28 protein-coding genes are annotated in these 24,635 nt (G+C 61.5%); 13 read left to right on the forward strand and 15 right to left on the reverse strand.

What is annotated here, in order from left to right; genetic code table 11:
* Positions 1-101: 101 nt before the first annotated feature.
* Positions 102-296, forward strand: coding sequence for a DUF1192 domain-containing protein (locus tag KUG85_RS13325; protein WP_065816910.1), 195 nt, complete (start codon positions 102-104; stop codon positions 294-296).
* Between the two features lie 204 nt (positions 297-500).
* Positions 501-1,763, forward strand: coding sequence for an MFS transporter (locus KUG85_RS13330; protein WP_223005551.1), 1,263 nt, complete (start codon positions 501-503; stop codon positions 1,761-1,763).
* Between the two features lie 432 nt (positions 1,764-2,195).
* On the opposite strand, the gene KUG85_RS13335 is transcribed toward KUG85_RS13330, so the two are convergent.
* Entirely contained in the window at positions 2,196-2,375 is a 180-nt protein-coding gene (locus KUG85_RS13335) for a YdcH family protein (protein ID WP_007008288.1), read from the reverse strand.
* Between the two features lie 241 nt (positions 2,376-2,616).
* Between KUG85_RS13335 and KUG85_RS13340 the strand changes: the two genes are divergently transcribed.
* The 3 genes from KUG85_RS13340 to KUG85_RS13350 all read left to right on the forward strand — a co-directional run bounded on the left by KUG85_RS13340 (position 2,617) and on the right by KUG85_RS13350 (position 4,489).
* Positions 2,617-2,826, forward strand: a complete 210-nt coding sequence (locus tag KUG85_RS13340; protein WP_171900098.1) for a YdcH family protein — start codon at positions 2,617-2,619, stop codon at positions 2,824-2,826.
* Positions 2,827-2,918: 92 nt separating this feature from the next.
* The gene (purE, locus tag KUG85_RS13345; protein WP_065816908.1) at positions 2,919-3,410 is read left to right on the forward strand and encodes a 5-(carboxyamino)imidazole ribonucleotide mutase; all 492 of its coding nucleotides are present in this window, start codon (positions 2,919-2,921) and stop codon (positions 3,408-3,410) included.
* Between the two features lie 2 nt (positions 3,411-3,412).
* On the forward strand, positions 3,413-4,489 hold the full coding sequence (locus KUG85_RS13350) for a 5-(carboxyamino)imidazole ribonucleotide synthase (protein WP_223005552.1): 1,077 nt from the start codon (positions 3,413-3,415) through the stop codon (positions 4,487-4,489).
* On the opposite strand, the gene KUG85_RS13355 is transcribed toward KUG85_RS13350, so the two are convergent.
* On the reverse strand, positions 4,476-4,889 hold the full coding sequence (locus KUG85_RS13355; RefSeq protein ID WP_223005553.1) for a lysozyme inhibitor LprI family protein: 414 nt from the start codon (positions 4,887-4,889) through the stop codon (positions 4,476-4,478). The two genes, KUG85_RS13350 and KUG85_RS13355, sit on opposite strands and share 14 nt — an antisense overlap.
* A gap of 196 nt (positions 4,890-5,085) precedes the next feature.
* On the opposite strand from KUG85_RS13355, the gene ykgO reads away from it, so the two are divergent.
* Both ykgO and KUG85_RS13365 read left to right on the forward strand, forming a co-directional pair.
* Positions 5,086-5,211 (forward strand): type B 50S ribosomal protein L36, encoded by a 126-nt coding sequence (gene ykgO / locus KUG85_RS13360; RefSeq protein WP_007008283.1) that lies wholly within the window; start codon positions 5,086-5,088, stop codon positions 5,209-5,211.
* Between the two features lie 70 nt (positions 5,212-5,281).
* Positions 5,282-5,875, forward strand: coding sequence for a tetratricopeptide repeat protein (locus KUG85_RS13365; protein ID WP_223005554.1), 594 nt, complete (start codon positions 5,282-5,284; stop codon positions 5,873-5,875).
* A gap of 77 nt (positions 5,876-5,952) precedes the next feature.
* On the opposite strand, the gene pyk is transcribed toward KUG85_RS13365, so the two are convergent.
* Together pyk and KUG85_RS13375 are read right to left on the reverse strand one after the other, a co-directional pair.
* The gene (gene pyk / locus KUG85_RS13370; RefSeq protein ID WP_065816904.1) at positions 5,953-7,389 is read right to left on the reverse strand and encodes a pyruvate kinase; all 1,437 of its coding nucleotides are present in this window, start codon (positions 7,387-7,389) and stop codon (positions 5,953-5,955) included.
* Positions 7,386-7,868 (reverse strand): DUF1036 domain-containing protein, encoded by a 483-nt coding sequence (locus tag KUG85_RS13375; RefSeq protein ID WP_065816903.1) that lies wholly within the window; start codon positions 7,866-7,868, stop codon positions 7,386-7,388. Before KUG85_RS13375 ends, pyk begins: the two co-directional genes overlap by 4 nt.
* A 193-nt stretch (positions 7,869-8,061) precedes the next feature.
* Here KUG85_RS13375 and KUG85_RS13380 point away from each other — a divergent pair, with 193 nt between their 5' ends.
* From KUG85_RS13380 to KUG85_RS13390, 3 genes are all read left to right on the forward strand, one after another.
* A complete protein-coding gene (locus KUG85_RS13380) occupies positions 8,062-8,859 on the forward strand; it encodes an N-formylglutamate amidohydrolase (protein ID WP_223005555.1) in 798 nt (265 codons plus the stop codon).
* A 10-nt stretch (positions 8,860-8,869) separates the two neighbouring features.
* Positions 8,870-9,178: a DUF1244 domain-containing protein gene (locus KUG85_RS13385; RefSeq protein WP_065816901.1), complete on the forward strand. Its 309-nt coding sequence runs from the start codon at positions 8,870-8,872 to the stop codon at positions 9,176-9,178.
* A 239-nt stretch (positions 9,179-9,417) separates the two neighbouring features.
* Positions 9,418-9,681 (forward strand): DUF2312 domain-containing protein, encoded by a 264-nt coding sequence (locus tag KUG85_RS13390; RefSeq protein ID WP_007008278.1) that lies wholly within the window; start codon positions 9,418-9,420, stop codon positions 9,679-9,681.
* 69 nt (positions 9,682-9,750) lie between these two features.
* Here the strand turns inward: KUG85_RS13390 and amaB are convergent, their stop codons facing one another.
* The 3 genes from amaB to KUG85_RS13405 form a co-directional block, all read right to left on the reverse strand.
* Complete coding sequence (amaB, locus tag KUG85_RS13395; RefSeq protein ID WP_223005556.1) at positions 9,751-11,265, reverse strand: L-piperidine-6-carboxylate dehydrogenase; 1,515 nt, start codon at positions 11,263-11,265, stop codon at positions 9,751-9,753.
* A 397-nt stretch (positions 11,266-11,662) separates the two neighbouring features.
* Positions 11,663-12,556 (reverse strand): LysR substrate-binding domain-containing protein, encoded by an 894-nt coding sequence (locus KUG85_RS13400; RefSeq protein WP_065817107.1) that lies wholly within the window; start codon positions 12,554-12,556, stop codon positions 11,663-11,665.
* A 113-nt stretch (positions 12,557-12,669) separates the two neighbouring features.
* Complete coding sequence (locus KUG85_RS13405; protein ID WP_065817106.1) at positions 12,670-13,701, reverse strand: sugar-binding transcriptional regulator; 1,032 nt, start codon at positions 13,699-13,701, stop codon at positions 12,670-12,672.
* 131 nt (positions 13,702-13,832) lie between these two features.
* Here KUG85_RS13405 and KUG85_RS13410 point away from each other — a divergent pair, with 131 nt between their 5' ends.
* Entirely contained in the window at positions 13,833-14,591 is a 759-nt protein-coding gene (locus KUG85_RS13410; protein ID WP_255606402.1) for a hypothetical protein, read from the forward strand.
* Between the two features lie 9 nt (positions 14,592-14,600).
* Here KUG85_RS13410 and ptsP read toward each other — a convergent pair whose 3' ends face one another.
* The 5 genes from ptsP to KUG85_RS13435 form a co-directional block, all read right to left on the reverse strand.
* Positions 14,601-16,589, reverse strand: a complete 1,989-nt coding sequence (gene ptsP, locus KUG85_RS13415; protein ID WP_223005557.1) for a phosphoenolpyruvate--protein phosphotransferase — start codon at positions 16,587-16,589, stop codon at positions 14,601-14,603.
* A gap of 38 nt (positions 16,590-16,627) precedes the next feature.
* Positions 16,628-17,011 (reverse strand): PTS glucitol/sorbitol transporter subunit IIA, encoded by a 384-nt coding sequence (locus tag KUG85_RS13420; protein WP_223005558.1) that lies wholly within the window; start codon positions 17,009-17,011, stop codon positions 16,628-16,630.
* Positions 17,012-17,082: 71 nt separating this feature from the next.
* Positions 17,083-18,087, reverse strand: a complete 1,005-nt coding sequence (gene srlE, locus KUG85_RS13425; protein WP_065816896.1) for a PTS glucitol/sorbitol transporter subunit IIB — start codon at positions 18,085-18,087, stop codon at positions 17,083-17,085.
* A gap of 14 nt (positions 18,088-18,101) precedes the next feature.
* Positions 18,102-18,842: a PTS glucitol/sorbitol transporter subunit IIC gene (gene srlA / locus KUG85_RS13430; RefSeq protein ID WP_007009751.1), complete on the reverse strand. Its 741-nt coding sequence runs from the start codon at positions 18,840-18,842 to the stop codon at positions 18,102-18,104.
* Between the two features lie 82 nt (positions 18,843-18,924).
* Positions 18,925-19,362 (reverse strand): transcriptional regulator GutM, encoded by a 438-nt coding sequence (locus KUG85_RS13435; protein WP_065816895.1) that lies wholly within the window; start codon positions 19,360-19,362, stop codon positions 18,925-18,927.
* Positions 19,363-19,541: 179 nt separating this feature from the next.
* On the opposite strand from KUG85_RS13435, the gene KUG85_RS13440 reads away from it, so the two are divergent.
* Together KUG85_RS13440 and KUG85_RS13445 are read left to right on the forward strand one after the other, a co-directional pair.
* Positions 19,542-20,189 (forward strand): hypothetical protein, encoded by a 648-nt coding sequence (locus KUG85_RS13440; protein WP_223005559.1) that lies wholly within the window; start codon positions 19,542-19,544, stop codon positions 20,187-20,189.
* A gap of 56 nt (positions 20,190-20,245) precedes the next feature.
* On the forward strand, positions 20,246-20,932 hold the full coding sequence (locus tag KUG85_RS13445; RefSeq protein ID WP_223005560.1) for an HAD family hydrolase: 687 nt from the start codon (positions 20,246-20,248) through the stop codon (positions 20,930-20,932).
* Positions 20,933-21,204: 272 nt separating this feature from the next.
* On the opposite strand, the gene KUG85_RS13450 is transcribed toward KUG85_RS13445, so the two are convergent.
* Genes KUG85_RS13450 through KUG85_RS13460 form a run of 3 tightly spaced genes read right to left on the reverse strand, consistent with a single transcriptional unit; the run spans position 21,205 to position 24,558 of the window.
* Positions 21,205-22,512 (reverse strand): pyruvate dehydrogenase complex dihydrolipoamide acetyltransferase, encoded by a 1,308-nt coding sequence (locus KUG85_RS13450; RefSeq protein WP_223005561.1) that lies wholly within the window; start codon positions 22,510-22,512, stop codon positions 21,205-21,207.
* 1 nt (position 22,513) lies between these two features.
* On the reverse strand, positions 22,514-23,524 hold the full coding sequence (locus tag KUG85_RS13455) for an alpha-ketoacid dehydrogenase subunit beta (RefSeq protein WP_065816891.1): 1,011 nt from the start codon (positions 23,522-23,524) through the stop codon (positions 22,514-22,516).
* Positions 23,524-24,558 carry a thiamine pyrophosphate-dependent dehydrogenase E1 component subunit alpha gene (locus KUG85_RS13460; RefSeq protein ID WP_255606403.1) on the reverse strand — a complete coding sequence of 345 codons (1,035 nt, stop codon included), beginning with the start codon at positions 24,556-24,558 and terminating at the stop codon, positions 23,524-23,526. Before KUG85_RS13460 ends, KUG85_RS13455 begins: the two co-directional genes overlap by 1 nt.
* Positions 24,559-24,635 lie beyond the last annotated feature (77 nt).

Raw genomic sequence — 24,635 nt, forward strand, 5'->3', positions numbered from 1 at the left:
CCTGTTGATTTGAGAAAGATCTGACAACACAATCGGCGAGCGGTGCTGCCGGATCAAGGGTAATCCCACACGCGGCGCTGCGAGCGACGGGAGAGGACACGATGGCCATTTTCGAGGAAGAAGAGAAGAAACCTGGTTCGGGACATCAGATCGGTCAGGATCTCTCGTTGCTGTCCGTCGATGAACTCAGAAACCGGATTGCAAAGTTGAAAGAGGAGATCGTGCGCCTCGAAGAGGAAGTTGAAAGCAAGGGTGCAACGAAAAACGCTGCAGAGGCGTTGTTTCGCCGCGACTGAGACACTCCGGACAGCGCAATCCCGGCCTTGAGCGCCGGTTTTGCGATGCTCCCTTGAAGGTTATTCGCGCATATTGCCGGATACGTGTCTCGAAGACGCGGTTGGACTTTCCACGGGCCTTGCTCATGCCATGTTTCAGTGGCGAGGGCAGGCTGGCCAAAGACACCCGATCAGTTCGAACGCACACCCCTTCGGAATCATTTCATGCTGTCACCTCTCGGTTCCATCATCGCGCTTCTCCTTGGCACGGCCTTCCTGTTGACCGGGTCTGGACTGCATGGGCTCCTGCTGCCGTTGCGCGGGCAGATGGAGGGGTTTCCAACGGCCTCCCTGGGTGCACTGGGTGCCGCATGGGCGGCAGGCTTCGTGGCCGGCTGCTTCGTGGCGCCGCGCATTGTGCGCCGGGCGGGCCATGTGCGCGCTTTCGGCGCCTTTGCCGCATCGGGTGCGATCATTGCGCTTCTGACCGGCATGTGGGTGGACCCGACCGGCTGGGTGATTCTGCGTATTTTCACCGGCTTCACCATGGCCGGCGCTTTCATGGTGATCGAAAGCTGGCTGAACGAGAAATCCACCAATGAGAACCGCGGCACCGTTTTCGGCATCTACATGATGCTGACCTACGCATCGCTGACAGCAGGCCAGATGACAGTGGCCTTCGGCGATGTTTCCAACACGATCCTGTTCATGACAACGGGCATTCTGTTCTGTATGGCCCTGATCCCGACCGCCGTCTCCAAAGCCGTGAGCCCCGAGCCGCTTACGCAGGCTTCGCTTGATCTGAAAGGATTATACGTGAACTCGCCAGTCGCCTTTCTCGGCTGCGTGCTTGTGGGCATTGCAAATGGCGCCTGGGGCACTCTGGGCGCCGTGTATGGCGGCCAGATCGGGATTTCGACACTGCAGATCGCAACGATGATGAGTATTGCCGTTCTTGCAGGGGCCGCTCTGCAGCTTCCCGCGGGCCGGCTCTCCGACCGGATGGACCGGCGTTTCGTCATCTCCGGCGCCGCATTCGGCTCCGGTCTCGTCGGCCTCCTGATACTCCTGACAGCACCGCGCGACGGAACATATGTGATCGCCATGACAGGGGTTTATGGTGCCTTCGCCTATACGCTCTATTCGATCATCGTCGCCCATGCGAACGACCATGCATCGCCTGAAGATTTCGTGAAAGTGGCAAGCGGGCTGCTCTTCCTCTATGGCTTCGGCACCATGATCGGACCGCTGATCGGTGGCGTGTTGATGGAAATCATGCCGCCGGAGAGCCTGTTCCTGATCACCGCGCTGGCCCATTTCGGGCTGGGTGCCTACGCATTGCTGCGCATCTCGCAGCGTGCCCCGGTTCCGGTCGACGAGCGCGAAGCCTTTAAAACGCTCCCGGCGGAGCGGGCGGTTACGCCACAGGCAGCGGTTCTGGATCCGCGCAGCGATACCGAAGAATCTCTGACCGAAACTGTCGAATAAGTTTCATGAAACCCGACTAAGGGTGGTGTGGCGCAAGCCGCTTCAGGCGGTCACACGATAAGGCCCCCGCACCCGGACGAATACCGAGGCGGAGGCCAGAGGCCCTGTGCGGCCAGCACGTCTTAAAACGATCTCCCAGACACCCAGGCGAGCCTGTATGCATCCTGGTTTGTGTTCTTGGCGTATGACGAAATCTGTTTGGTCGATTTCGCTTCGCAAAGTGCTCCTGGGGCATGGGACCGAAAAGCGGAAACCGGTTTTCGGTTGTCCCGACGCTCCCCAGATAAGCTAGATCGTCTTTTGCGCGTCCGAAGGGACGCACCGCGACCTACAGCGCCGCGCGTCTTATAAGACGCGCAAAGGACGCTGTAACACTTTCAAATGATGCATGTTCGTTGTCTTTCAAATGAATTCATTTGAAAGCGACATGCATTAGTGGCGGGTAACCGCCGACTTGAGCTTTTCCATCTCGTCCTTGATGGCCAGCTTGCGCCGCTTGAGTTGAGCAACATCGAGTTCGTCAACAGAGGGGTGGAGCTTGGCATCGTCGATTTCGCGCTCCAGCTCACCATGTTTACGCTTCAACTCTGCAAGATGGGATTCAAGAGACATGATTGGGATCTCCTTTGCTTCCTCGAGAATTCGCCAGCCGATGCCCGCCCGCAGGAACTGGCGATCAGGACAGTGTGCCACCACAAATGTGGCTTGTCGAACACAGTCTGGTAGCATTTCCTGAAACATTGAAATGTGATATAAGCGCCTCCGCTGCCGGGACTGTCCCGACGGCGTCGCTGGGTTGTGGACTCGTCCCGCGGGTTACAGCCGGAGTTTCGCGCATGTGGGTCAGCTGACTGTGGTGACATCTGAACAGGAACAGGCGGAGATTCGTCTCGAATTCGCCCGCCTCAAACAGGATCATGCGGATTTCGATGCCGCAATCAACGCCATGATCGCCACGGGGTGCGATCCGCTTCGTATCCAGCGCATGAAAAAGAAGAAGCTGGCCCTGAAGGACAGGCTGCAGGAACTGGAAGACAACATCATCCCGGACATCATCGCCTGATTTTTCCAGGTTCTTAAGGGCTTGCCACCGCGCAAGCTTGCGATGACGGCCGGTTTTGACTACAGCCTCATTTTTGATTGCGAGGGGATTTGATGGCTGAGCGGTCCGCCCGAGTGGCGATTATCATGGGAAGCCAGTCCGACTGGGCAACGATGCGCCATGCCGCAGACACGCTCGACCAGCTCGGTGTCGAGTATGAGGCGCGTATTGTCTCTGCGCATCGCACACCCGAACGTCTTTATGACTTCGCCAGAAACGCCCGCGACGAGGGGTTTCAGACGATCATCGCAGGTGCGGGCGGTGCCGCCCACCTCCCCGGCATGACCGCCGCAATGACACCGCTCCCCGTGTTCGGCGTGCCGGTGGAATCCAAGGCGCTTTCCGGGCAGGATTCACTTCTCTCCATCGTGCAGATGCCCGCAGGCATTCCCGTGGGTACACTCGCCATCGGCCGCGCCGGCGCGATCAACGCTGCGCTCCTTTCTGCTGCGGTGCTGGCGCTTCAGGACGACAGCCTGGCGGACCGCCTCGATGCATGGCGCGCAGAACAGACGGCGCAGGTCGCCGACTATCCGGTCGACTGAACATGACCGCTCCCCTTCCCCAAGGTGCGACCATCGGCATTCTCGGTGGCGGCCAGCTTGGCCGCATGCTGGCAATGGCCGCTGCCAGGCTGGGTTACCGCACCGTGGTGCTGGACCCCGCCGAGGACAGCCCCGCAGCGCAGGTCGCAAACGGCTTCATTCACGCCGCTTACGATGACACGCCAGCTCTGAAGAAGCTTCTCCAGCAATGCGATGTCATAACCTACGAATTTGAGAACGTGCCGGTCGCAACGGCCCTGTCCCTTTCAGAGGAGATGTCCGTCTTCCCCCCTCCGGAAGCGCTGGAAGCAGCGCAGGACAGGCTTGCCGAGAAGATATTCCTGAACACAGCGGGGATATCCACAGCGCCGTTCCTGTCTGTGGACAACGATGACGATCTCGCACGCGGACTGGAGCGCTTTTCAGGCGGCGTCCTCAAGACGCGCCGGATGGGCTATGACGGCAAGGGGCAACGTGTTTTTCGCAGTGCCGATGCCGGCGCTCATGAAGGCGTCTTTTCCGAGATGGGTGGCGTTCCACTCATACTCGAGGCCCTGGTTCCGTTTCGGCGGGAAATTTCCGTTATCGCCGCGCGGGCGGCGGACGGCAGCACCGCCATATACGACCCGGCCGAGAACGAGCACAGGGACGGCATCCTGCATCGCTCGACCGTGCCCGCCCATGTCGACGCTGGAACCCTCGCCGCGGCGAAGCAGGCGGCCATCGATATCCTAGGTTCACTGCACTATGTGGGCGTGCTTGGCGTGGAGTTCTTCGTGCTCGACAACGGCAAGGTCCTGGTCAACGAGATAGCGCCCCGCGTGCACAATTCCGGACACTGGACCGAGGCAGCCTGCACGGTCTGCCAGTTCGAACAGCACATCCGCGCTGTCGCCGGCCTTCCGCTTGGTGACACGGGCCGGCACTCGGACTGCGTGATGGAAAACCTGATCGGCGATGAGGTTCTGCGCGCACCCGAATTGCTGAAAGAACCCGATCTGATGCTCCACCTCTACGGCAAGACCGAAATCAGGCCCGGCCGCAAGATGGGACACTTCACCCGTCTCATACGCAACTGAGATCGCCTTCCTTGCAGTCGACCAGCTCTTCGAGCTGCCGCGTACGCGCCTCGGTGAGTTCCTGAAGGCACTGGGCGCGGATCATGGGTTCAATAGAGCCGCCGCGTACGGCCAGCGTCGCAAGATCGCACTGGGCATCGCGAAACCGGATCCATGCCCGCTGAGCGTCTCGCAGCAGCGTGCGTGCATCTTCATTGTCTGAATAACGCTTCCTGACGGCGCCATACTGCGCGTTGAGTGCCTTGTCGGCTGCCTCATAGTCCCGGCCTGCGCACTGCGTCATGTCGAGCTGCGTCTGCGGATCGTCGCAATCGGGCTCCTGGGCCAAGGCTCCAGCCATGGAAGCCGGAACCGCGATCGCCAGGATCGCGATCGAGTAGAGATGGCTGCGAAATGACATGTGAAACTCCTTCGATCTGCACCGGTGATGAAGAATTGATTTTCCGAACAGCGGGAATCGCCTGATTCATGCTGCCGGACCCCGCCGAAAGGTTGACACGGACAAGCATCCTCGTCTATGAGCCCATCGACTTGTGGCGCGCCATGGATGCGCGCCTTCTCATTTCGGGCCGTAAGGCCAACCACGGACAAGAACGATGAAGATCAAAAACTCGCTCAAGGCGCTGAAGACCCGTCACCGGGAAAACCGCATGGTCCGTCGCAAGGGCCGCATCTACATCATCAACAAGTCCAACCCGCGCTTCAAGGCACGGCAGGGCTGACCCGCCGGTCTCGGCGGTCTTCACGCGAAATTCAGTTTCCCTTTCACCATGCCGCGCCTATCATTGCGGCATGGTACGATTCACGATCGCAATTCTCGCTGTCGCTCTCATGGGCCTGCCAACGGCACAGGCAGCTGAGGGTGGCAAGCCTGCATCCGGTGTGGAATCACCGGTGCCCGACAGGCAGGCGCGCCTCGACGCGCTCTTCACCGACCTCAAGAAAGAAACCAACGAACGGGCCGCCCGCCGCATAGCGCTGCGGATCGGCGAGACCTGGAGCGATTCGGGCAGCGACACGGCCAACCTCCTCGTTGGCTGGGCGAATGATGCGATCAAGGCGGAAAAACTCTCCGTCGCGCTCGACTTTCTCGATCAGGTCACCATGCTTTTCCCCGATTATGCCGAAGGGTGGAATCGCCGCGCCACGGTGCATTTCATGATGAATGACTATGCCCGCTCGATGGCGGACATATCGCGCACGCTGGAGCTTGAACCGCGCCATTTCGGCGCACTGGCGGGGATGGCCCGCATCCTGCAGGCCACCGGCCGTCAGGAACAGGCGCTTACCGCCTATGAGCAGGTTCTGAACATCTATCCAATGCTGCGCAGCGCGCAGAACGCCGTATCCGAGATATCCGACAAGCTGGCCGGCCAGGGCATTTGAGCGGCATCAGCCGGCCCGTGCGCAGCGAAAAACGACCGGTGAACCAACTCCGCCGGTCGTGCCCCCCCTGCGCCAGGTCAGATACCGCCCAGACCGTCCGAGCCGATGTAAGCGATGCGCAGCATGTTGGTTGCACCAGGCGTGCCAAGCGGCACACCCGCGGTCACGATGACGCGGTTGCCGGGCTTGGCAAAACCCTCTTCATAGGCAATGCGGCAGGCCCGGTTGACCATGTCGTCCAGGTCGGCGGCGTCCTCCGTCACCACGCAGTGGGTGCCCCAGACGAGCGACAGGCGCCGTGCGGTCTCCACCACCGGCGAAAGAGCGATAATCGGCACCTGCGGCCGCTCACGGGCCGCGCGCAGCCCCGTGGTGCCCGACGAGGTGTAGGAAATGATCGCCGAGAGATTGAGCGTCTCTGCGATCTGCCGTGCCGCCATGGAAATCGCGTCGGCGCCCGTCGGCTCCGGCTCGGTCCTCTGGCCGTAGATGATGGTCGGATAGGTGGGATCCTGCTCCACCTTGGTGGCGATTGAGTTCATTGTCGCAACCGCCTCGACCGGATAGTCGCCGGCCGCAGATTCCGCCGACAGCATCACCGCGTCGGCCCCCTCGAAAACGGCGGTCGCAACGTCGGACACTTCCGCACGGGTCGGCACAGGCGCGGAGATCATCGATTCCAGCATCTGCGTGGCCACGACGACCGGTTTGCCGGCGCGGCGGCAGGCGCGGGTGATCTGCTTCTGAATGCCCGGAACGGCCTCGAGCGGCATTTCCACGCCAAGATCGCCGCGCGCCACCATGAGCGCATCGGAAAGCTCGATGATCTCCGCAAGGCGCTTCACCGCCTGCGGTTTTTCGATCTTGGCCAGAAGCGCAGCCCGTCCGCGCGCCACCTTGCGCACCTCGGCCAGGTCTTCGGGCCTCTGGATGAAGGAAAGCGCGATCCAGTCCACATCGGACGACAGCACCGCATCGAGATCCTTGCGGTCCTTGTCGGTGAGCGCTCCCATGGGAAGATCCGTGTCCGGGAGGCTTACGCCCTTGCGGTCGGAAATCTTGTTCCCGGCCACCACCTCGCAGGTAATCGCCTTGCCGTTGTTCTTGAGCGCCTTGAGTTGCAGCCGTCCATCGTCGATCAGCAAACGATGCCCCGGCTCCACCGATTTCAGAATCTCGGGATGCGGCAGGTGGACCCGCTTGTCATTGCCTGGCTCGGGATTGTCGTCGAGCGTGAAGGTCTGGCCGATGGAAAGCTCGACGCTCTTCTCGGCAAAGGTGCCCACGCGCAGTTTCGGCCCCTGCAGATCGGCCAGAATGCCAATGGGGTGACCGACCTTTTTCTCAACCGCCCGAATGCGTCCCACCAGGGTGCGCATCAGCTCGTGGCTGGCATGGCTCATATTGATGCGGAACACATCGGCGCCGGCCTCGAAGAGACGCTGGATGCTTTCCTCTTCTGAAGATGCGGGCCCGAGCGTGGCGAGGATCTTGACCTTGCGATTGCGCCTCATTGGGAGGCATCCGAATTCGTCAGTGTGTTGTTTTCGGCCGGCCCGTCAGTCAAATCCACCATCCAGTTTTCCTGCTCGCGCGTGTCATATTCCTGGAAGCCGGCACGCTGGAAGCCCCGCGCAAAACAATCATTGGTACCGGCAATCTTGAACTCGGTCAGTGCGACGCACATCTGCACCTTCCCCTCCCAGCGGCCGCCACTCGCAGCGTCCTCTGCGTAGAGGTAGTAATAGCGTGATTCCAGCGGCCCCTCGATCAGCGTCTTGCAGCTCGATTTCTCGATCCGCCACCATCCCTCGCTCACCCAGCCCGAAGCGGTGCGGTATCCGATGGCGACACCAACGAGGTTCTGTGTGGAATTGCAGACGCGAAAATCAGCAAACGCGGGGGTGGGCGCAAGAAGTGCGCCTCCCAGTCCGGTCGCGGCAGCAAGCAGAAAGGCCCCCCGGCGTTTCGCGTGTGACGCCCGTCGAAGCATTTTTGAGAACCTTGAATTCGACCTGAGCATATTTTCCTTTTCGGCAATGTCCGGCCCCCTGTCAACGCGCCATCGCCCGCCAGCGCGTGTTTTCCATCACAGCCTTGCAGAACGGAGCACATCGTGAAAGGACGAGATTACGCTGTGATAAGCGCACATTTATGACCGCACCAGTTTTCCCGGGACCCGCCTGATGAATGCCTTCGCCTTCACATCACCGTTCGAGCTGATTCCCGGTGAGCTCACCAGGGGCCTCGTACTGGTCGCCGATCATGCGAAGCGCGCTTTGCCCGAAACATACGGAGCGCTGGGCCTCCCGGCGTCGGAATTCGAACGCCATATCGCATACGATATCGGAGTGGAGGCAGTGACCCGCGCGCTCGCCGAAAAACTGGGTGTACCGGCGGTTCTGGGCGGGTTTTCAAGGCTCCTTATCGATCCCAATCGCGGCATCAACGACCCGACCCTGATCCGGCAGCTTTACGACGGGACCATCATACCGGGGAACTACCCCCTCACCGCCGAGGAACGGAAAAGCCGCATCGATCGCTTTTATCTGCCCTTCCACGACGCCGTCGCGAAGACGGTGAGCGGCGTCGAGGCGGCAATCGGCCAGGCGCCGCTTATCATCGCAATTCATTCCTTCACGCCATCGCTGCTCGGGCGCAGGCGGCCGTGGGAGGTGGGTGTTCTGTGGGACATCGACAGCCGCGCGGCCGCCCCCCTGATCGAGGCGTTGAGGGCTGATGGCGAACTGACGGTGGGTGACAACGAACCCTATGACGGCGCCTATCCGGGTGACACCATGCACCGGCATGCCACCACGAGGGGCTTCCCCTATGCGCTCATCGAGATCCGCCAGGACCTGATTGCCGGCGAGGCCGGTGCAATCGCCTGGGCAGAGAGGCTTGCCCCCATGCTTGAAGCCATCAACGCACGGCCCGATATGCATGAAGTAAGGCATTTTGGGTCACGAACGGACCATATCTGAAGGAGCACCCATGACAACGCTGACTGAGGAGCAGAAGCGCGATCTGGAGGCCGCCGCGTTTCGCCGACTGGTCGACCATCTGCGCAACCGCACGGACGTTCAGAACATCGACATGATGAATCTCGCCGGCTTTTGCCGCAATTGCCTGTCCAACTGGTACAGGGACGCCGCCGAGGCCGAAGGGATCGCGCTTTCCAAGGAGGAATCGCGCGAGATCGTCTACGGAATGCCCTATGAGGAATGGCGCGCGAAGCACCAGACCGAGGCAACCGCGGAACAGAAGGCCGCGTTCGAGGAAAATCGTCCCAAAGACCACTAAAGCATTTTGCGGTCGGGTGGAATCACCTGACGTCCGCATAAATGCGGAAAAGCAGAGAGATAGAGCGGAGTGGCGTTTCCGTTAAACGGTGAACCGCTCCAGCAGACCGGCAATCTGGCAGCAGCCAGCCCGCTCAAAGCAGCAAATCCCTTGACCGCCGGGCCTTGCTGGGGCATCGAACCTGCCACGCCTCAACGCCCCGACTCGCGGGCTTTCAGAACAATCGACCGGAGTTTCGCATGGCCGACGACATCACGACCGAGACCGCCGACACAGTGGCCGCTGGCCAGCTTCGCGCCTTTATAGAGCGTGTAGAGCGGCTTGAAGAAGACAAGAAGACCATTTCGGAAGACATCAAGGAAGTCTATGCCGAGATGAAGGCCAATGGCTTCGACACCAAGGCCGTGCGCTCGATCGTACGCCTGCGCAAGAAGGATCAGGCCGAGCGCCAGGAAGAAGAGGCGATGATCGACCTCTACAAGGCCGCGCTCGGCATGGAATGATCCCGGCGGAAAACCGGGTAAAGAAAAGGGCGGCCCGGAGCCGCCCTTTCGCATTCATGGCCTGAGCAGCTATTCGATATCGAAAGAGACGCCCTGCGCGAGCGGCAGTTCCTTGGAATAGTTCACCGTGTTGGTTGCGCGGCGCATATAGGCCTTCCAGGCATCGGAGCCCGATTCGCGGCCACCGCCGGTTTCCTTTTCACCACCAAACGCACCGCCTATTTCCGCACCGGAGGTGCCGATATTGACGTTGGCAATGCCGCAGTCGGAACCACGCGCGCTAAGGAATTCCTCGGCCTCACGCATATCGGTGGTGAAAACGCAGGAAGAGAGGCCCGCGCCCACGGCATTATGAAGCTCGAGCGCCTCGTCGAAATCGCTGTACTTCATCACGTAGAGGATGGGGGCGAAGGTTTCCTCCAGAACGACGCCCGCCTGCTCCGGCATCTCGACCAGAGCCGGATGCGCGTAATAGGCGTCTGCGTCGCCGCTGTCGAAGCGCGCTCCGCCAACCACCTTGCCGCCGAGCTTCTTCGCCTCTTCGAGCGCCTTCTGCATGTTGTCGAAAGCGCCCTTGTCGATAAGCGGACCAACCAGCGCATCGGTCGTGAGCGGGCTGCCGACGGAAACCGATTCATACGCCTTGCGCAGACGCGGCAGCAGCGCATCATAAACGGATTCATGCACGAAGAGGCGGCGCAGCGTGGTGCAGCGCTGGCCTGCCGTGCCCATGGCGCCAAAGGCGATGGCGCGCAGCGCCATGTCGAGATCGGCCGAAGGGCAGACGATACCGGCATTGTTGCCGCCGAGCTCCAGAACAGCGCGGGCAAAGCGCTTTGCCAGGCGCGGACCGACTTCGCGGCCCATCCGGGTGGAACCGGTGGCCGAAACCAGCGGCACCTTCGGATGATCGACCATCGCCTCGCCAACGGCGCGTTCGCCGATGATGACGGTGAGAAGGTCGGCCGGCGCGTCATCGCCAAAGCGCTTGACCGCACGTTTGAAGATCGCCTCGCAGGCAAGCGCCGTCAGCGGCGTTTTTTCGGAGGGCTTCCACACGACGCTGTCGCCGCAGACGAAGGCAAGAGCCGCGTTCCACGACCACACGGCAACCGGGAAGTTGAAGGCGGAGATGACGCCGACCACGCCGAGCGGATGCCAGGTTTCCATCATGCGATGTCCGGGACGCTCGGTGGCGATGGTCAGGCCATAGAGCTGGCGCGAGAGGCCGACCGCGAAATCGCAGATGTCGATCATCTCCTGGACCTCGCCGAGGCCCTCGGAACGGACCTTGCCGACCTCGATGGACACCAGGCGTCCAAGATCGTCCTTCGCCGCGCGCAACTCCTCGCCCAGAAGACGCACCAGTTCACCGCGACGCGGGCCGGGCACATTGCGCCATGCCTTGAAGGCCTGATGCGCCCGCTCCACGGCAGCGCCTGTCTCCTCAGCGGAGATGGATGAGACCGCACCGATTTCCTCGCCGGTGACTGGCGTGCGCACGGTAAGGTCACCGCCGGTGAAAGCCTTCTCGTCGACGCCGAGGCGCTTCAAAAGCTCGCTAGTTTCATTCTTGACGTTCATGGGTGCTTCGCTCCCTGGATAATCTTCTTGCGAAAACGCAGACGGATGCCGCGCGGCCGGACAGGCCCCTGGCGGGAATGTAGGGAGGGCGGTCCCGGATTGGAAATGGAAAATCGGACTGTATTCATGATGCAGGGTCATGCATATCCGCCTGATCGGTGTCGGAAAGGCACAACTGTCGTTCCGGCTAGATCGCCGTGCGTCCGTCCGGACGCATAAAGGACGATCTAGGTAGTCTATAGTTGGAGCATCGGAACAATCCGAAAACCGGATTCCACTTTTCGGTCCGATGCTATAGATCGCCGTGCGTCCGTCCGGACGCATAAAGGACGATCTAGACTATTGATGGAGCATCGGAATAGCCCGAAAACCGGATCCCACTTTTCGGTCCGATGCTCTAGACCTGAGCGAGAATCCATGTGACGAAAGCGTCCGCCGACGGATTGTCGACACCGAGCGGCCGCACAATGAAATAGCTGTTCTGCGTCTTGAGGGCTGTGTCTCCCACCTGGACCAGAACGCCGGAGCGCAGCTCCTCTTCGATCAGATAGGCGGGCACGAGCCCCGCACCGAGCCCTGCAGCCGCACCGGCAATCACCATGGTGAACTGGTCGAATTGCTTGCCGGGAAGCGCCGGCACCTCTCCCAGACCGGCCTCATGCATCCAGTCACCCCAGGCGCCCGGCCGGCTCTGGAGGTGCAGAAGCGGTGCTTCAAGCAATCCTTCCGGGCCGTCGACACGATTCGCCTCAATGAACTGCGGCGACGCGACCGCGATCATCTCCTCGTCGCAGAACTTGGTGAGCTGCGCATCCGGCCAGTTGTCCCGGCCGAAATGAATGGCGACATCGAAACGCTCATGAGCCAGGTCGAACGGATTGATGCGGGCAGTCAGGTTGATGCCGATCCCCGGGTGCGCCTTCTCGAAACCGGGCAGGCGCGGAATGAGCCAGCGACTTGCAAATGTGGGCAGGCTGGCCACATTGAGTGTCGCGCCCGACATGCCGGCGGCGATCGCGCGATGCAGGGTCTGGGTGATGCGGCTGAGATCGTCCTCCAGCGCATCGGCAAGGTTTTTGCCGGCCGGTGTCAGGACCACGCGCCGCCCAACGCGCCGGAACAGGCTGAAGCCAAGCGCCGACTCCATATCGCGGATATGGCGGCTGACGGCGCTCTGCGTCAGATTGAGCTCTTCGGCAGCCAGGGTAAAACTCTGATGCCGCGCCGCCGAGGCGAAACTGCGCAGAACGGAGAAGGAAGGCAGAAAGCGCCGCGCAAACCTGTCTACCATCGTCGAAAAAAAGCTCCCCTCGCGGCCTTCCGCCAGCACATCGCTCCCGCATCTTATAGCGGCTCCGGCACCGAAATCACATATCCGGAGCGAATTTCATGGATGCGTGTCGGTCACGCCAGGGCGAGAATGCTGCGGGCGCTCTCCTCATCGGTGATGAAAACTGTTGGCTCGACCAGTTTCATGGCACCGATGAGCGCATCGATCTTGTCGTCACCGCCGGAAGTGAGAATGCGCATCGGTGCCCGGCGCAGGCGGTCGACATCGACGGACATCACGCGGTCGTTGATCGGATGATCAACGAGCTGACCGTCGATATCGTAAAAGTGATAGAGGATGTCCCCCACCGCACCCTTATCCTCCAGAGCGGCGCGTACGGCCTCGGTGAGATACCCCCCGCGATAGAAGGTTGTGGCCGAAGCGAGGCCGCCAATCGACACGATGACCGCGTCGAGCGTATCGGCAAGCGCCAGAATTTCATGCAGACCGCAGCGCTCGATGAGCGCTGTCTTCGTTTCGACGCTGTCCACCACGGCGGGCGCGGGAATGAGATAGCCATCGCCCTGAAAAGCGCGCGCAAAACGCCACGCGAATTCAGCCGGATTGAAGCGACGGGCAACGCCGACACCGCCCAGGAGCGAGATCACCTTGAAATCCGCCAGCGGCCGGGCACGGATGAACGGCAGGGAGCCGAAAAGCGTGCGCCCCCAACCGACACCGACCGACATGCCCGCTGTCATGACATCGGAGACGAAACTGCCGGTCGCCGCGCTGATTGCGGGTATGGGGTCCGCGTTGGGATCGGACAGCGGCGCGACGACGGCGCGCTCCAGCCCGAAACGCTCTTCCAGCGCGCGTTCGATGCGGGTGATCTCCGCAAGGTCGCCCTCAATGGTGATCTTCACCTCGTTGCGGGCCCGTGCATCGGCGAGCATCCGCACCACGCTGACGCGGCCTATGCCGAGGATCTCGGCGATTTCGTTCTGCGTCTTCTGCTCGACGAAATACATCCATGCGGCGCGCACGCGCAGCCGGTCCGTCTTGCTGGTCACGCCACCTCTGGCCGGCACGATCGCAATTTCTCCAGAACTGGTCGTACCGGCGGGCTGCCCAGCGGACTTCTTGTGCGCCTTCGCCTTGCTCATATGGTCTTCCTGCATTTTTCCCCGGAGCGGATACAAGCATCTAGCTTGATTTCCGGGAAGACCAAAACAATGATGTCGCCACCGGGTCAATGCCCGGCAGCGGAAAACTGCTTAGCTCAGGATACTGTTTTATGCTTCGTGATGCCTCGCAAGACATGGCGATTCACCTCAAGGACCGCTTGCGGGACATACGCGACCTGCTGCGTTCACACAGGCATGAGCGGCAGGCGACAGCCGCCACAGGCAGGCACTTCAGCGATATGGAGAAGCTTCTGGCACGTGCTGCGAGCATGGTCGACGACACGCTGACACTCGCCGAAACCGCATCCAGGACCGTTCTTCCCGGTGCGCATAAGCACGAACTGGTATTATGGCCCCTCAGCGAGTATTTCAGTGATCCGGGGTCAGGTGAACGTGCTTTCAGGCGTCATATGTATCGCGCAGCGAAAGCCCTGGCAGCCACGTTGAAGGAAACCGAACCACCGGTGATTCGCGAAACCGGCTTCACCGCAGCCCATGAGACACTGCGCCAGCGGCAGGGCCACATGGTGCTGGTTCTGAAGAATGCTTCCGGACCTGACATAAAGCGTCCGCTGTTGGCCGGGATGCTCGCACATCTCGTTCAGGACGTCTGCCGCAGCGCGCTCAACGATCCGGCAACGCCAGCTTCCGCACAGGATGCGAAAACAGCCATACTCGTCTTTGCGCCGGGGCTGCTCGCCTCCGCGCTGATGGCGTTCGACGACAGCCTCCCGGCTTCGGATCTGCTCGACATCGCTACGCTGGCCGTCGCCGCCCGCCGGGACCGGATGGCTCACAGCTTCGGCGCCGACCAGCCAATCGCCGACCTGACGGCTGTCTTCGAAAGCCTGCTCACCCATCTGCCATAGACGGTGTGATCAGGCAGCGGTCTCCAGAAGCTCCGAAAGCTGCTTTTTGGTGGCCTGGATGGACGCAGGGCTCATGCTGAGTTCCGTCAGCCCCATGCGAATGAATTCCGGAATCAGATCGCCGCGCGCGGCAGCTTCGCCGCACATGCCGATCTCGATGCCTGCATCCATTGCCGCCTTCGCAGCCTGCTCCACAGCCGCCATCACGGCCGGATGAGCGGCATCATTGAGATTGGCAACAGAAGGGTTGAGACGATCCGCGGCCATCACATACTGGGTCAGGTCGTTGGTGCCGATCGAGAAGAAAGAAACTTCCTTTGCCAGAGCCGCGGCACCGAAGACCGCAGCCGGCGTCTCGATCATGACCCCAAGCGGGAATTCGCCGCAGGCGACCCCCTCGGCTTTCAGCTCGGCTGCGCATTCATCGATGAGGGCACGCGTGCGGCGCACTTCTTCCACATCCGAAACCATGGGCAGCATCACCCGCAGATTGCCGTGAACGGCAGCGCGCAGAAGGGCACGAAGCTGAACCTTGAAGATATCCGTGCGGTCGAGGCACATGCGGATGCCGCGCCAGCCAAGGAACGGATTTTCCTCTTCCGGAAACTCAACGCCGGAGATCGGCTTGTCGCCGCCGATATCGAGCGTGCGCACGATCACCGGATGGTCAGGGAATGCGCGTGCGAGTTCCGCGTAGGTTTCCGCCTGCATGTCCTCGGAGGGCAGATGCATGTGGCGCATGAAGAGAAGCTCGGTGCGGAACAGGCCGACACCCATCGCGCCAGCCTCCTGTGCGGCTTCCACTTCTTCGAGCGAACCCAGATTGGCCGCCACCTGAATGACCGTGCCATCTGCCCGGCGCGGCACCACGTCCTTGTAAGCCTTGAGGGCTTCCTTTTCGCGGGCGGCAGCACCGATCATCTCGTCAAAGCGCGCGCGGGTCGCCGCATCCGGTTCGACCACGACCTGACCCGTATGACCGTCGATGGCTGCTTCTTTTGCCTCACGCAGCTGGTTGACGGCCTCCCCGAGGCCAAGCACGGCCGGGATGCCGTGTGTGCGGGCAATGATCGCCACATGCGAAGTCGCGCCGCCGTGACCGCACACCACGCCGCCAAGACGCTTGAGCGGCGCGCGCGCAAGATCCCAGGCACCTATATCCTCGGCAACCAGAATGGCGCCGTCGGGAATGTCGTCCAGACGTGCATCTTCCTGCCCCAGCAGCGTGAGACAGATCTGCCGCGCAATGGACTCCATATCCTCTGCGCGTGCGGCCATATAGGCATCGTCCAGCTTGCGGAAATCATCCGCCAGGCGCGAAGACGCAGCGATGACCGCTGAAACCGCGTCCAGTCCGCCATCAATGGCGGCGAGCGTCTCATCGCGCAGCGCATCGTCGGAAGCGATGTCACGCAGGGCCGCGACGATACCACGGTCGCTTTCCTGCATCCCATCGGAAGCAAGCGAACGGTCGAGTTTCTCCTGAAGCCGCACAATGGCGTCTTCGAAGCGTTTCTTCTCCGGAGCGATCTCATCGGCCGAAAGCGTCTTGTTGGCTGGAACGATCTGCTGCGGGAAATGCGCAAAGACCGGACCGAGGCCGAGGCCGGCACTAGCGGCAACGCCATGGATGCCTCCGTCCGCCACGGGGGGTGATGCCTCTGCGTCAACTTTCTTCGGGGCAGGTTCCTTCTGAGGCGGGACCGGCTGCGTCGCGCTCTCGCCGGCACCTTCCTCGACGCCCGAAAGCGGGTTTTCCAGATAGGCGATGAGCGCATCGACGGCTTCAATCGCATCGGCACCGTCGGCACGAATGGAGACTTCGTCATTCTCCTTCACGCCGAGCAGCATCAGCTTGACCGAACTCTTGGCACTGACGGCCTTCTCTCCCTTGACGATCTCCACATCGCTCTCGAACCCCTTGGCGAGGCGCACGAAGCGTGTTGCGGGTCGGGCGTGCAGGCCGTCCTGCACTCGGACAATGGTCGAGCGTTCCATACCGGTCTCGTATCTCTGTCTTCGATTTCGCGACGGCGTCAGGCGCCGATGGTGATCACTGCATCCGTCTTCAGCGCCGCGACAAGCCTGTCCGGCTCTACTACGGACGCGCAGATCTCGCCAGGGCGCTCCACGGCGGTCGCGCCGTTGAAATTCACCACGACATGCCCGATCTCGCGCACCTTGTTCCAGGCAGCTTCGCCTATTGCGGTTATTTCGGCCGAGACGGCTTCACCCACGGAAACACGCGTCCCGGGCACCGGCGCATCGGCAGAGGGCCCGTCCTGAACCGCATGAAGAACGGAAACCTCGGCAAGTTCCTCCGGCGCACCGTCAGCAAACAGAATCAGGACACCACCTTCCGCCAGATCCGCCACTTCCGAACCCACCGCAGTTATGCGCGTTTTGAGAAACACCGACATTCAAGAAAACTCCATGCAAACAAAAGCTCTGGGAGCGGCGGCCGCCCGTAGACGGCCGCCGCTTCCGATCGTTAAAGCACCACCAGGCTGACAGCCCAGGCGAGAGCCACGGAAACCGGGCCCATGATCTGACGGCTGATAAGCACCGCCGGCACACCGATTTCGATCGTCTTGGGCTTGGCTTCGCCGAGCGCAAGGCCCACCGGCACGAAATCACAGCCCACCTGCGTGTTGTAGGCAAACAGCGCCGGCAGCGCCATGGCGGGCGAAATCGTGCCATTGGCAATCTGCGGGCCGATGATCGCCACGCCGATCACCTGCGCAATCACCGCGCCCGGCCCGAGAATGGGAGACAGGAACGGCAGGCCGCAGATGGCCGAGATGATGAGCAGGCCGATAATGTTGTTTGCCAGCGGCCCCATGGGCTGAGCGAGAACATCGCCGATGCCCGTATAGAGGATCAGGCCGATCAGCATGGTCACGAAGGCCATGAAGGGCAATACGTTGCGGACCACCTGGTCGATGGTGCGGCGACCGGCGTTGAAGAAAATGCCGACAACGCGACCCATGACGCGACCGACGCTGCTGATGAGCCCCACAAGCCCACCCTCACTGGAGGGTGCTGGCGCGGCGGCAGAAGCCTGCTCCGCGGCTTCGCCGGCACTGGCGGCACCACCGGCAACCGTTGCCGCCTCGCTCCCGTCAGCCATCTCGATGGTCTCCGGTGTGACGCCGGAGACATAGATGTCCTCGGTGATGAATTGGGCGAGCGGACCCGCCTGGCCGACTGGCGTCAGGTTGACGGTCGGAATGCGCTTGCGCGGATAAACGCCGCAGCGCGCGGTACCGCCGCAATCGACCACGACCACAGCCATCTCGCTTTCGATCGGCGGGCTCTTGAAGCCGTCGACCGCCTCGGCGCCGGTCATGTCCGCAATGCGCTGCGCCACCGGATGAATGCCGCCACCCGTGACGGACACGACCTTGTTGCGCTGCGCCGTCGGTTCGATCACCAGAGGGCCGCCCCAGCCGGAGGAGCCCTTCGAAATCTTTACTGCTTTGTATGTTTTCGCCATGTTCTGCCCCTCCCCTAGAGCTCAACGCCCTGGCGGCGCGCCATGATGGCGGTGATCTTCTCGGTCAGCATGCCCTTGAGCAGGATGACAACGAGGCCGACAAGCGCATACCAGATCGCCACGGTGATGTGATAACCACCGGGAACAACGCCCTGGCTCTCAAGCTCGAGCAGCGCGACGAGGATGCCGCCCCAGACGAAATACTCGCCCGGATTGATATGCGGGAACAGGCCGAGCGGCGGGTGCACGTAAGACACCGCAGCGTCATAGAACGCCGGCTTGTGCTTTTCTTCCAGGAACGAACCGAAGGTGTATGCCATCGGGTTGGTGAGGAAGAAAACCGCAAGAACCGGAAGAACCGTGTAGCGCGTGAGCGCGATGCGCCCGGCACTCTGGGCAAGGCCATGCACGCGCTTTTCGCCCACCAGTTCGGTGATGGCGTAGAAGGCCGTCATCAGCACGACCAGCGTCGGAATGATGCCGGTGACGAAGCCGGCGAACACTTCGCCGCCTTTCTGGAAGATGCCGATGAAATATTTGCCGGCAGCCGTGAGCCAGCCAAGCTGCTCTTCCTGGGCAACCGAATCCAGCTTCTGCCGGAACTCTTCGACCGAAATGTCGCTGCCCGCCTGCGCAAGCACGACAAGATCATTGGCTGCCGCCTTAGCGGCCAGCTTGCCGGTTAGTGCGGCATCGCCAGCCACCGCCCCGGCCATGTGCAGCCCCTGCATGGCCGTGTCGGCATGCTGGGCCATTAATGAAATGACAGACATAGTCCTCCCTCTCTCTTCTGCTCACCTCGTTGCTTGAGCCCCGGTGAGCGTGCATTCCCGTATGTCATGCTTTTGCCGCGGCCAGAGATTCCCGAAGCGGCGGTTCATCCCCCGCTCGCGTACGGTCTATCTGCGCCACCGCCTGGGTGATTGCCGCAGTAAGACCGGGCGTGTCTTCACCGAAGATCGCCGGCTCGGCCCGCAGCGCATCGAGGGTCATGCCCTCGAATTCCTCATGTCGTTTGAACTTCGCAAAAACGGAGCGCCCGCTCATCGTCAGAATGCGGCGGACGGAAAGATCCGGTGCGACGACGACAATGGCAATCGCCCCGCGCTTCAGAAAGCGGCCGTGAAAAGCGCCCGTTCCCACAAAGCCGTCCGTATATTTCTGCGTGATGCCCTTGAAGACATCGGAATAGTGTCGCATCTGCAGCCAGACGCCGTAGGACTGCAAAGCCCATACGACCGCGAGGAGCAGAAGCCCCCATTGCCATATTGCCATCAGGCCGTTCCTCCCGAAACGCTTATCCCAAGCGCACGCACTGCATACTCATTAATCCTGAACTAAGAACATTTGTTTTTTAGAATGTCAAATTGTATATTCCTTTGAGCCTAGAGCGTGGGCTTATTTGGTTGGAACCCGTCCACCGCGTGCTATTGTCCGGGCGAAGGAGTTCACCGTTGGACCTCGATTTCAAAAACGAACTGGCCGTGATGCCCGATCTGCGCCATCGGCTACGTCAATTGCGCTGGTTTCGTGCAACGTTTCGCGGCAATGCGAAAGCGGTGACGCAGCACTACGGCGTTGAGTTCGTGTTGAGCGAGGAGAAGCTGACACGCGTCTTTCTCGACTGGGTGGAAATGGTGGATGCGCAAAAAGCCTATGCCCGGCTCGATCGCGGCGATTTCATCATCTACGCCGCCGGGCTGGCGCTGAAGGAGATGATCCGCCACGCCCCCGTCTCCATTGCCCAGGGAAGCGCTGTTTCGAGCGCAGCCGACAATGCCGACATCGTGACCTTCTGGCCTGAGGGTTTCCTTTATACAAACTATTGCGTCTGCGCGATCGCTGCCATCTTCGAGCAGGAGTTTGGCCAGACGCCACGGCTCGACCGCTGCGCCGATGACCTGCGCACCTGGTGGTCTTACCGCGAGAATACGCGCGAAATGCCTGCCTCCGCAGTCGCGTTTCTTGACCGGTTTTTCGGTGCGGAACCCAACTGGGTAGCGCCTGATCTGATCGAGGGACGGCTGGCCATGCGTACGGCGATGGAAGCGAAGCGCAAGAGCATCAAGGCTCCCTCGATCTTCCCCGATCCCGCGACGTGAAAGAGCGTCTGCCGGAGCCCCTCCCCACATAGGTTTCAATTCAATTTGGAGTTTCCATGAGCAAGCCCCTGATCATATTCGATTGCGACGGTGTCCTTGTCGACAGCGAACCGCTTGCCGCAATCGCCTATGAGCGCGTCTACAACAAGCATGGCCTTGCGCTGACCCGTGATGTGGTCGGCCAGTGCATCGGTATGAAGCAGGCCGATATCATCGTCCGTATTGAAGAACTCACAGGGCACGCTTTTCCCGCCCACGCCGAAGGAGACATCTGGCTGGAGACCAGGGCGCTTCTTGAGGAAGAGCTGGAGCCGACACGCGGCATTCTCCCGTTCCTGCGCAATCTTGAAACCGCACGCTGTGTCGCCTCGTCCTCCTCGATGGAAAGGATTGCGCTAAGCCTTGATGTGGCCGGCATTGCGGAATTCTTCGCAGACAATGTCTTCAGCACGTCGATGGTAAAGAACGGCAAGCCGGCACCGGACATCTTCCTGTTCGCAGCCGAAAAGCTCGGCGGCGAGCCCAGCGCCTCCGTGGTCATCGAGGATTCGCCATTCGGTGTGCAGGGTGCAGTTGCAGCCGGCATGACCGCGATCGGCTTCACTGGCGGCAGTCACACCTTCGACGGTCATGCGGAGAAACTGCAGGCCGCCGGAGCCCACGCCACATGCGCAAGCTGGAGCGAGGTGGAGACCGAGCTCACCCGACGCGGCTTCATCCGCGAAACCGTAGCGGACCTTTAGGGCATTTTGCAGCCAGGTGGAATCACCTGACGTCCGCATAAATGCGGAGAAACAGATAGATAGAGCGGAGTGGCGTTTCCATGAAACGATGATCCGCTCTAAAGAAAAGGCGCTGCCCGTGATGATCCAGGCAGCGCCAAGTTACGCGGTCAAAGTTCCAGGGTTACCCCCGGTTGCCCACCCCAACAGCGGCCTGTCTCTTCGTCATAACGACAAGCCGCTCCCCCTCTGCTTCCCCGGCAACGAGCCCCTCAGCAAACCGGGGACGCAAATCAAACCAGCATCGCCATCGGATTTTCGATGACCTCCTTGAAGGCGGCGAGGAGTTCGGCGCCAAGCGCGCCATCCACCGCCCGGTGATCGGTCGAAAGCGTCACCGACATCACGGTTGCCACCTTCACCTCGCCATCCTTCACCACGGCCCGCTGCTCGCCAGCGCCAACCGCGAGGATCGTCGCATGCGGCGGGTTGATGACGGCGGCGAAGTCCTTGATGCCGAACATGCCGAGATTGGAAACGGCCGTGTTGCCGCCCTGGAACTCTTCCGTCTTCAGCTTGCGCGAACGCGCCCGCGCGGCCAGATCCTTCATCTCGTTGGAGATCGCCGACAGCGTCTTCTCGTCGGCGCGGCGAATGATCGGCGTGATGAGACCGCCCGGGATCGACACGGCCACGCCCACATCGGCATGTCTGTGCTTCACCATGGCGCTCTCGGTCCACGAGACATTCGCCTCTGGCACCATGGTGAGCGCTTTGGCATGGGCCTTGATGACCATGTCGTTGACCGACAGCTTGTAAGCCGGCTTTTCGCCATCCCCGGTCTTTACCATCGGCGCGGCATCGTTCAACTCCTTGCGCAGCGCCAGCAGCGCGTCGATCTCGCAATCGAGCGTCAGGTAGAAATGCGGGATGGTGGATTTGGCCTCGACCAGACGGCGGGCGATGGTCTTGCGCATGCTGTCATGCGGGATGAGCTCGTAAGTGCCTTCCTCGAACAGTTTCATGACCTGATCGTCGGCCATGGCCTGCGGCGCGGACGGAGCGGCAGAAGGTGTGGCGGCTGCTTTCGCACCGCCATCCTTGCCGGCAGCTTCCACATCGGCCTTGACGATCCGGCCTTTCGGGCCGGAGCCCGAAATCGCCGCAAGATCGAGCCCGGCTTCCTTCGCCAGACGGCGGGCAAGCGGAGAGGCACGAACGCCGGAGGATGTTTCTGCGGTCGCTGCCGGAGCAGCCGCAACGGGCGCGGCGGCCTCGACGGGGGCCGGCGCTTCCGCCTTTGCGGGCACTTCGGCTGCGGCTTCGGCGGGCGCAGAAGCCGGTGCATCGGCCACCGCCTCGCCTTCTTCATAAATCCAGGCAACAACCTCACCCACGGCGATGTCGACGCCTTCCTTGCCGGTGATGTTGCGAACAATGCCGGCGGCAGGAGAGTCGATCTCCATGGCCGCCTTGTCGGTCTCGATCTCGAACAGGAGATCGCCCTTCTTCACGGTCGCGCCTTCTTCCACATGCCAGGAAGAGATGCGGCCGGTCGACATGTCCATGTCGACCTTGGGCAGGATGACTTCAACAGCCATGTCAGCGCGCTCCCGTAACCAGATCGCGGGCCGCCTTGACGATGCCGTCGACCTGCGGAACCGTCGCCTTTTCCAGCTCCGGATTGTAAGGGATCGGCGTTTCCGCGCCGCCCAGACGGACGACCGGTGCGTCGAGATAATCGAAGGCCTCGCTCTCGGCGATCATCGCCGAAATCTCTGCGCCAACGCCGAGCGTCTTCACACCCTCATAGACGCACATCAGACGGGACGTCTTGCACACGCTGTCGATGATCGTCTGGCGATCCATCGGGCGGATCGTGCGCAGGTCGATGACCTCGACGTCGATGCCCTCTTCGGCAAGCTGCTTTGCAGCGTCGAGCGACTTGTGCACCATGATCGACGTGGCGACGATGGTGAGATCAGCGCCCTCGCGCCGCACCTCGGCCTTGCCGATCGGCACGGTGTAATAGCCTTCCGGCACTTCGCCCTTCATCTTGTAGAGGAGCTTGTGCTCGTAGATCATCACCGGATCGGGATCCTCGATGGCCGCGAGCAGCATGCCCTTCACATCGTGCGGGGTTGCCGGCTGGATAACCTTCAGACCGGGCACATGGCCAAGCCATGCTTCGAGGCTCTGGCTGTGCTGCGCGGCAGCGCCCGTGCCGGAACCGGCCGGAAAGCGCATGACGACAGGCACCGAAACGGCGCCGCCCAGCATGTAGCGCATCTTGGCGGCCTGGTTGACGATCTGCTCCATGGCGAGCGTCGCGAAATCGGAGAACTGGAACTCGAAGATCGGACGCATGCCGGTCACGGCTGCGCCGACTGCGACGCCAGCGCCGCCCAGCTCCGAGATCGGCGTATCCATCACGCGCTCGGGGCCGAAGCGTTCCACCAGATCGCCGGTGACCTGGAAAGCGCCACCATAGACGCCGATGTCCTCACCCATGAGGAACACGCGCTCGTCACGCTCCATGGCGATGGCCATGGCTTCCTGGATGGCCTGCGCGTAGCTCAGTTCACGCGTGGCTGTCTCGACTTGCGCGTCCATCAGGCCTGCTCCGTGTAGACGTATTTCTCAAGATTGGCGACTTCGGGCATCGGGCTTTCCTTGGCGAATTCGATGCCGGCCTCGATCTCCTTGCGGACGGATTCGCGGATGTCCTCAATGCCGTTCTGATCGATGACACCGAACTCGACGAGCTCGGCTTCAAACGCCTCGATCGGATCGCGCTCGGTCATCCACTCCTCGATCTCTTCCTTGGTGCGGTAGCGGTTGCGGTCGCTCTTGGAATGCCCGCGATAGCGATAGGTCTTGCACTCGATGAGCGTCGGTCCCTCGCCGTTGCGTGCGCGCTCGGTCGCCTCGTGCATGGCCTCCGCCACATCCGACACGACATTGCCGTTGACGATCACGCCTGGCATTGCATAGGCGGCGGCGCGGTCGGCGATGTTGGGAACCGCCGTCGCGCGGGCAACGGAGGTGGACATGCCGTAACCGTTGTTCTCGCAGACGAAGACGACCGGGAGCTTCCAGATGGCGGCCATGTTGAGCGCCTCGTGGAACGCGCCCTCATTGTTTGCGCCGTCGCCGAAGAAGCAGACGACGACATTGCCGGTCTTCATCTTCTTGGCGGTCAGGGCAGCACCAACGGCGATCGGCAGACCGCCGCCGACAATGCCGTTTGCGCCGAGATTGCCCGTCGACACATCGGCGATGTGCATGGAGCCGCCACGGCCACGGCAATAGCCGGTGGTCTTGCCGAAGAACTCGGCGAACATGCGCGACACATCCGCACCCTTGGCAATGCAGTGGCCGTGACCACGGTGCGTGGAGGTGATCTGGTCTTCATCGGAAAGGCCGAGACAGATGCCGACAGCACTTGCTTCCTGACCGATGGACAGGTGCATTGTGCCGTGGATCAGGCCACGCATATAGCTTTCTTCCGCGCCTTCCTCGAACTGACGGATCAGATACATCTTGCGCAGCGCATCGCGCAGCTTTTCCTGATCGAACTGCCTGTAGATGAAAGGCTGGTTGGCGCCATCGGTTTTCGAGGCGCTCTTTTTGGCCGTGGCCGACATATTTACGCTCCTGTCTAGAGCATCGGACCGAAAAGCGGGAACCGGCTTTCGGTCCGATGTTCCATCAATAAATCAGA

This window comes from Nitratireductor rhodophyticola (assembly GCF_019891355.1).
Classification (GTDB): Bacteria; Pseudomonadota; Alphaproteobacteria; order Rhizobiales; family Rhizobiaceae; genus Nitratireductor; species Nitratireductor rhodophyticola.

Coding starts and splice junctions, on each gene's coding strand:
- KUG85_RS13325 (WP_065816910.1), top strand. CDS start 102: ATGGCCATTTTCGAGGAAGAAGAGAAGAAACCTGGTTCGGGACATCAG.
- KUG85_RS13330 (WP_223005551.1), top strand. CDS start 501: ATGCTGTCACCTCTCGGTTCCATCATCGCGCTTCTCCTTGGCACGGCC.
- KUG85_RS13335 (WP_007008288.1), bottom strand. CDS start 2,375: ATGTCTCTTGAATCCCATCTTGCAGAGTTGAAGCGTAAACATGGTGAG.
- purE (WP_065816908.1), top strand. CDS start 2,919: ATGGCTGAGCGGTCCGCCCGAGTGGCGATTATCATGGGAAGCCAGTCC.
- KUG85_RS13350 (WP_223005552.1), top strand. CDS start 3,413: ATGACCGCTCCCCTTCCCCAAGGTGCGACCATCGGCATTCTCGGTGGC.
- KUG85_RS13355 (WP_223005553.1), bottom strand. CDS start 4,889: ATGTCATTTCGCAGCCATCTCTACTCGATCGCGATCCTGGCGATCGCG.
- ykgO (WP_007008283.1), top strand. CDS start 5,086: ATGAAGATCAAAAACTCGCTCAAGGCGCTGAAGACCCGTCACCGGGAA.
- KUG85_RS13365 (WP_223005554.1), top strand. CDS start 5,282: ATGGTACGATTCACGATCGCAATTCTCGCTGTCGCTCTCATGGGCCTG.
- pyk (WP_065816904.1), bottom strand. CDS start 7,389: ATGAGGCGCAATCGCAAGGTCAAGATCCTCGCCACGCTCGGGCCCGCA.
- KUG85_RS13375 (WP_065816903.1), bottom strand. CDS start 7,868: ATGCTTCGACGGGCGTCACACGCGAAACGCCGGGGGGCCTTTCTGCTT.
- KUG85_RS13380 (WP_223005555.1), top strand. CDS start 8,062: ATGAATGCCTTCGCCTTCACATCACCGTTCGAGCTGATTCCCGGTGAG.
- KUG85_RS13385 (WP_065816901.1), top strand. CDS start 8,870: ATGACAACGCTGACTGAGGAGCAGAAGCGCGATCTGGAGGCCGCCGCG.
- KUG85_RS13390 (WP_007008278.1), top strand. CDS start 9,418: ATGGCCGACGACATCACGACCGAGACCGCCGACACAGTGGCCGCTGGC.
- amaB (WP_223005556.1), bottom strand. CDS start 11,265: ATGAACGTCAAGAATGAAACTAGCGAGCTTTTGAAGCGCCTCGGCGTC.
- KUG85_RS13400 (WP_065817107.1), bottom strand. CDS start 12,556: ATGGTAGACAGGTTTGCGCGGCGCTTTCTGCCTTCCTTCTCCGTTCTG.
- KUG85_RS13405 (WP_065817106.1), bottom strand. CDS start 13,701: ATGAGCAAGGCGAAGGCGCACAAGAAGTCCGCTGGGCAGCCCGCCGGT.
- KUG85_RS13410 (WP_255606402.1), top strand. CDS start 13,833: ATGCTTCGTGATGCCTCGCAAGACATGGCGATTCACCTCAAGGACCGC.
- ptsP (WP_223005557.1), bottom strand. CDS start 16,589: ATGGAACGCTCGACCATTGTCCGAGTGCAGGACGGCCTGCACGCCCGA.
- KUG85_RS13420 (WP_223005558.1), bottom strand. CDS start 17,011: ATGTCGGTGTTTCTCAAAACGCGCATAACTGCGGTGGGTTCGGAAGTG.
- srlE (WP_065816896.1), bottom strand. CDS start 18,087: ATGGCGAAAACATACAAAGCAGTAAAGATTTCGAAGGGCTCCTCCGGC.
- srlA (WP_007009751.1), bottom strand. CDS start 18,842: ATGGCCCAGCATGCCGACACGGCCATGCAGGGGCTGCACATGGCCGGG.
- KUG85_RS13435 (WP_065816895.1), bottom strand. CDS start 19,362: ATGGCAATATGGCAATGGGGGCTTCTGCTCCTCGCGGTCGTATGGGCT.
- KUG85_RS13445 (WP_223005560.1), top strand. CDS start 20,246: ATGAGCAAGCCCCTGATCATATTCGATTGCGACGGTGTCCTTGTCGAC.
- KUG85_RS13450 (WP_223005561.1), bottom strand. CDS start 22,512: ATGGCTGTTGAAGTCATCCTGCCCAAGGTCGACATGGACATGTCGACC.
- KUG85_RS13455 (WP_065816891.1), bottom strand. CDS start 23,524: ATGGACGCGCAAGTCGAGACAGCCACGCGTGAACTGAGCTACGCGCAG.
- KUG85_RS13460 (WP_255606403.1), bottom strand. CDS start 24,558: ATGTCGGCCACGGCCAAAAAGAGCGCCTCGAAAACCGATGGCGCCAAC.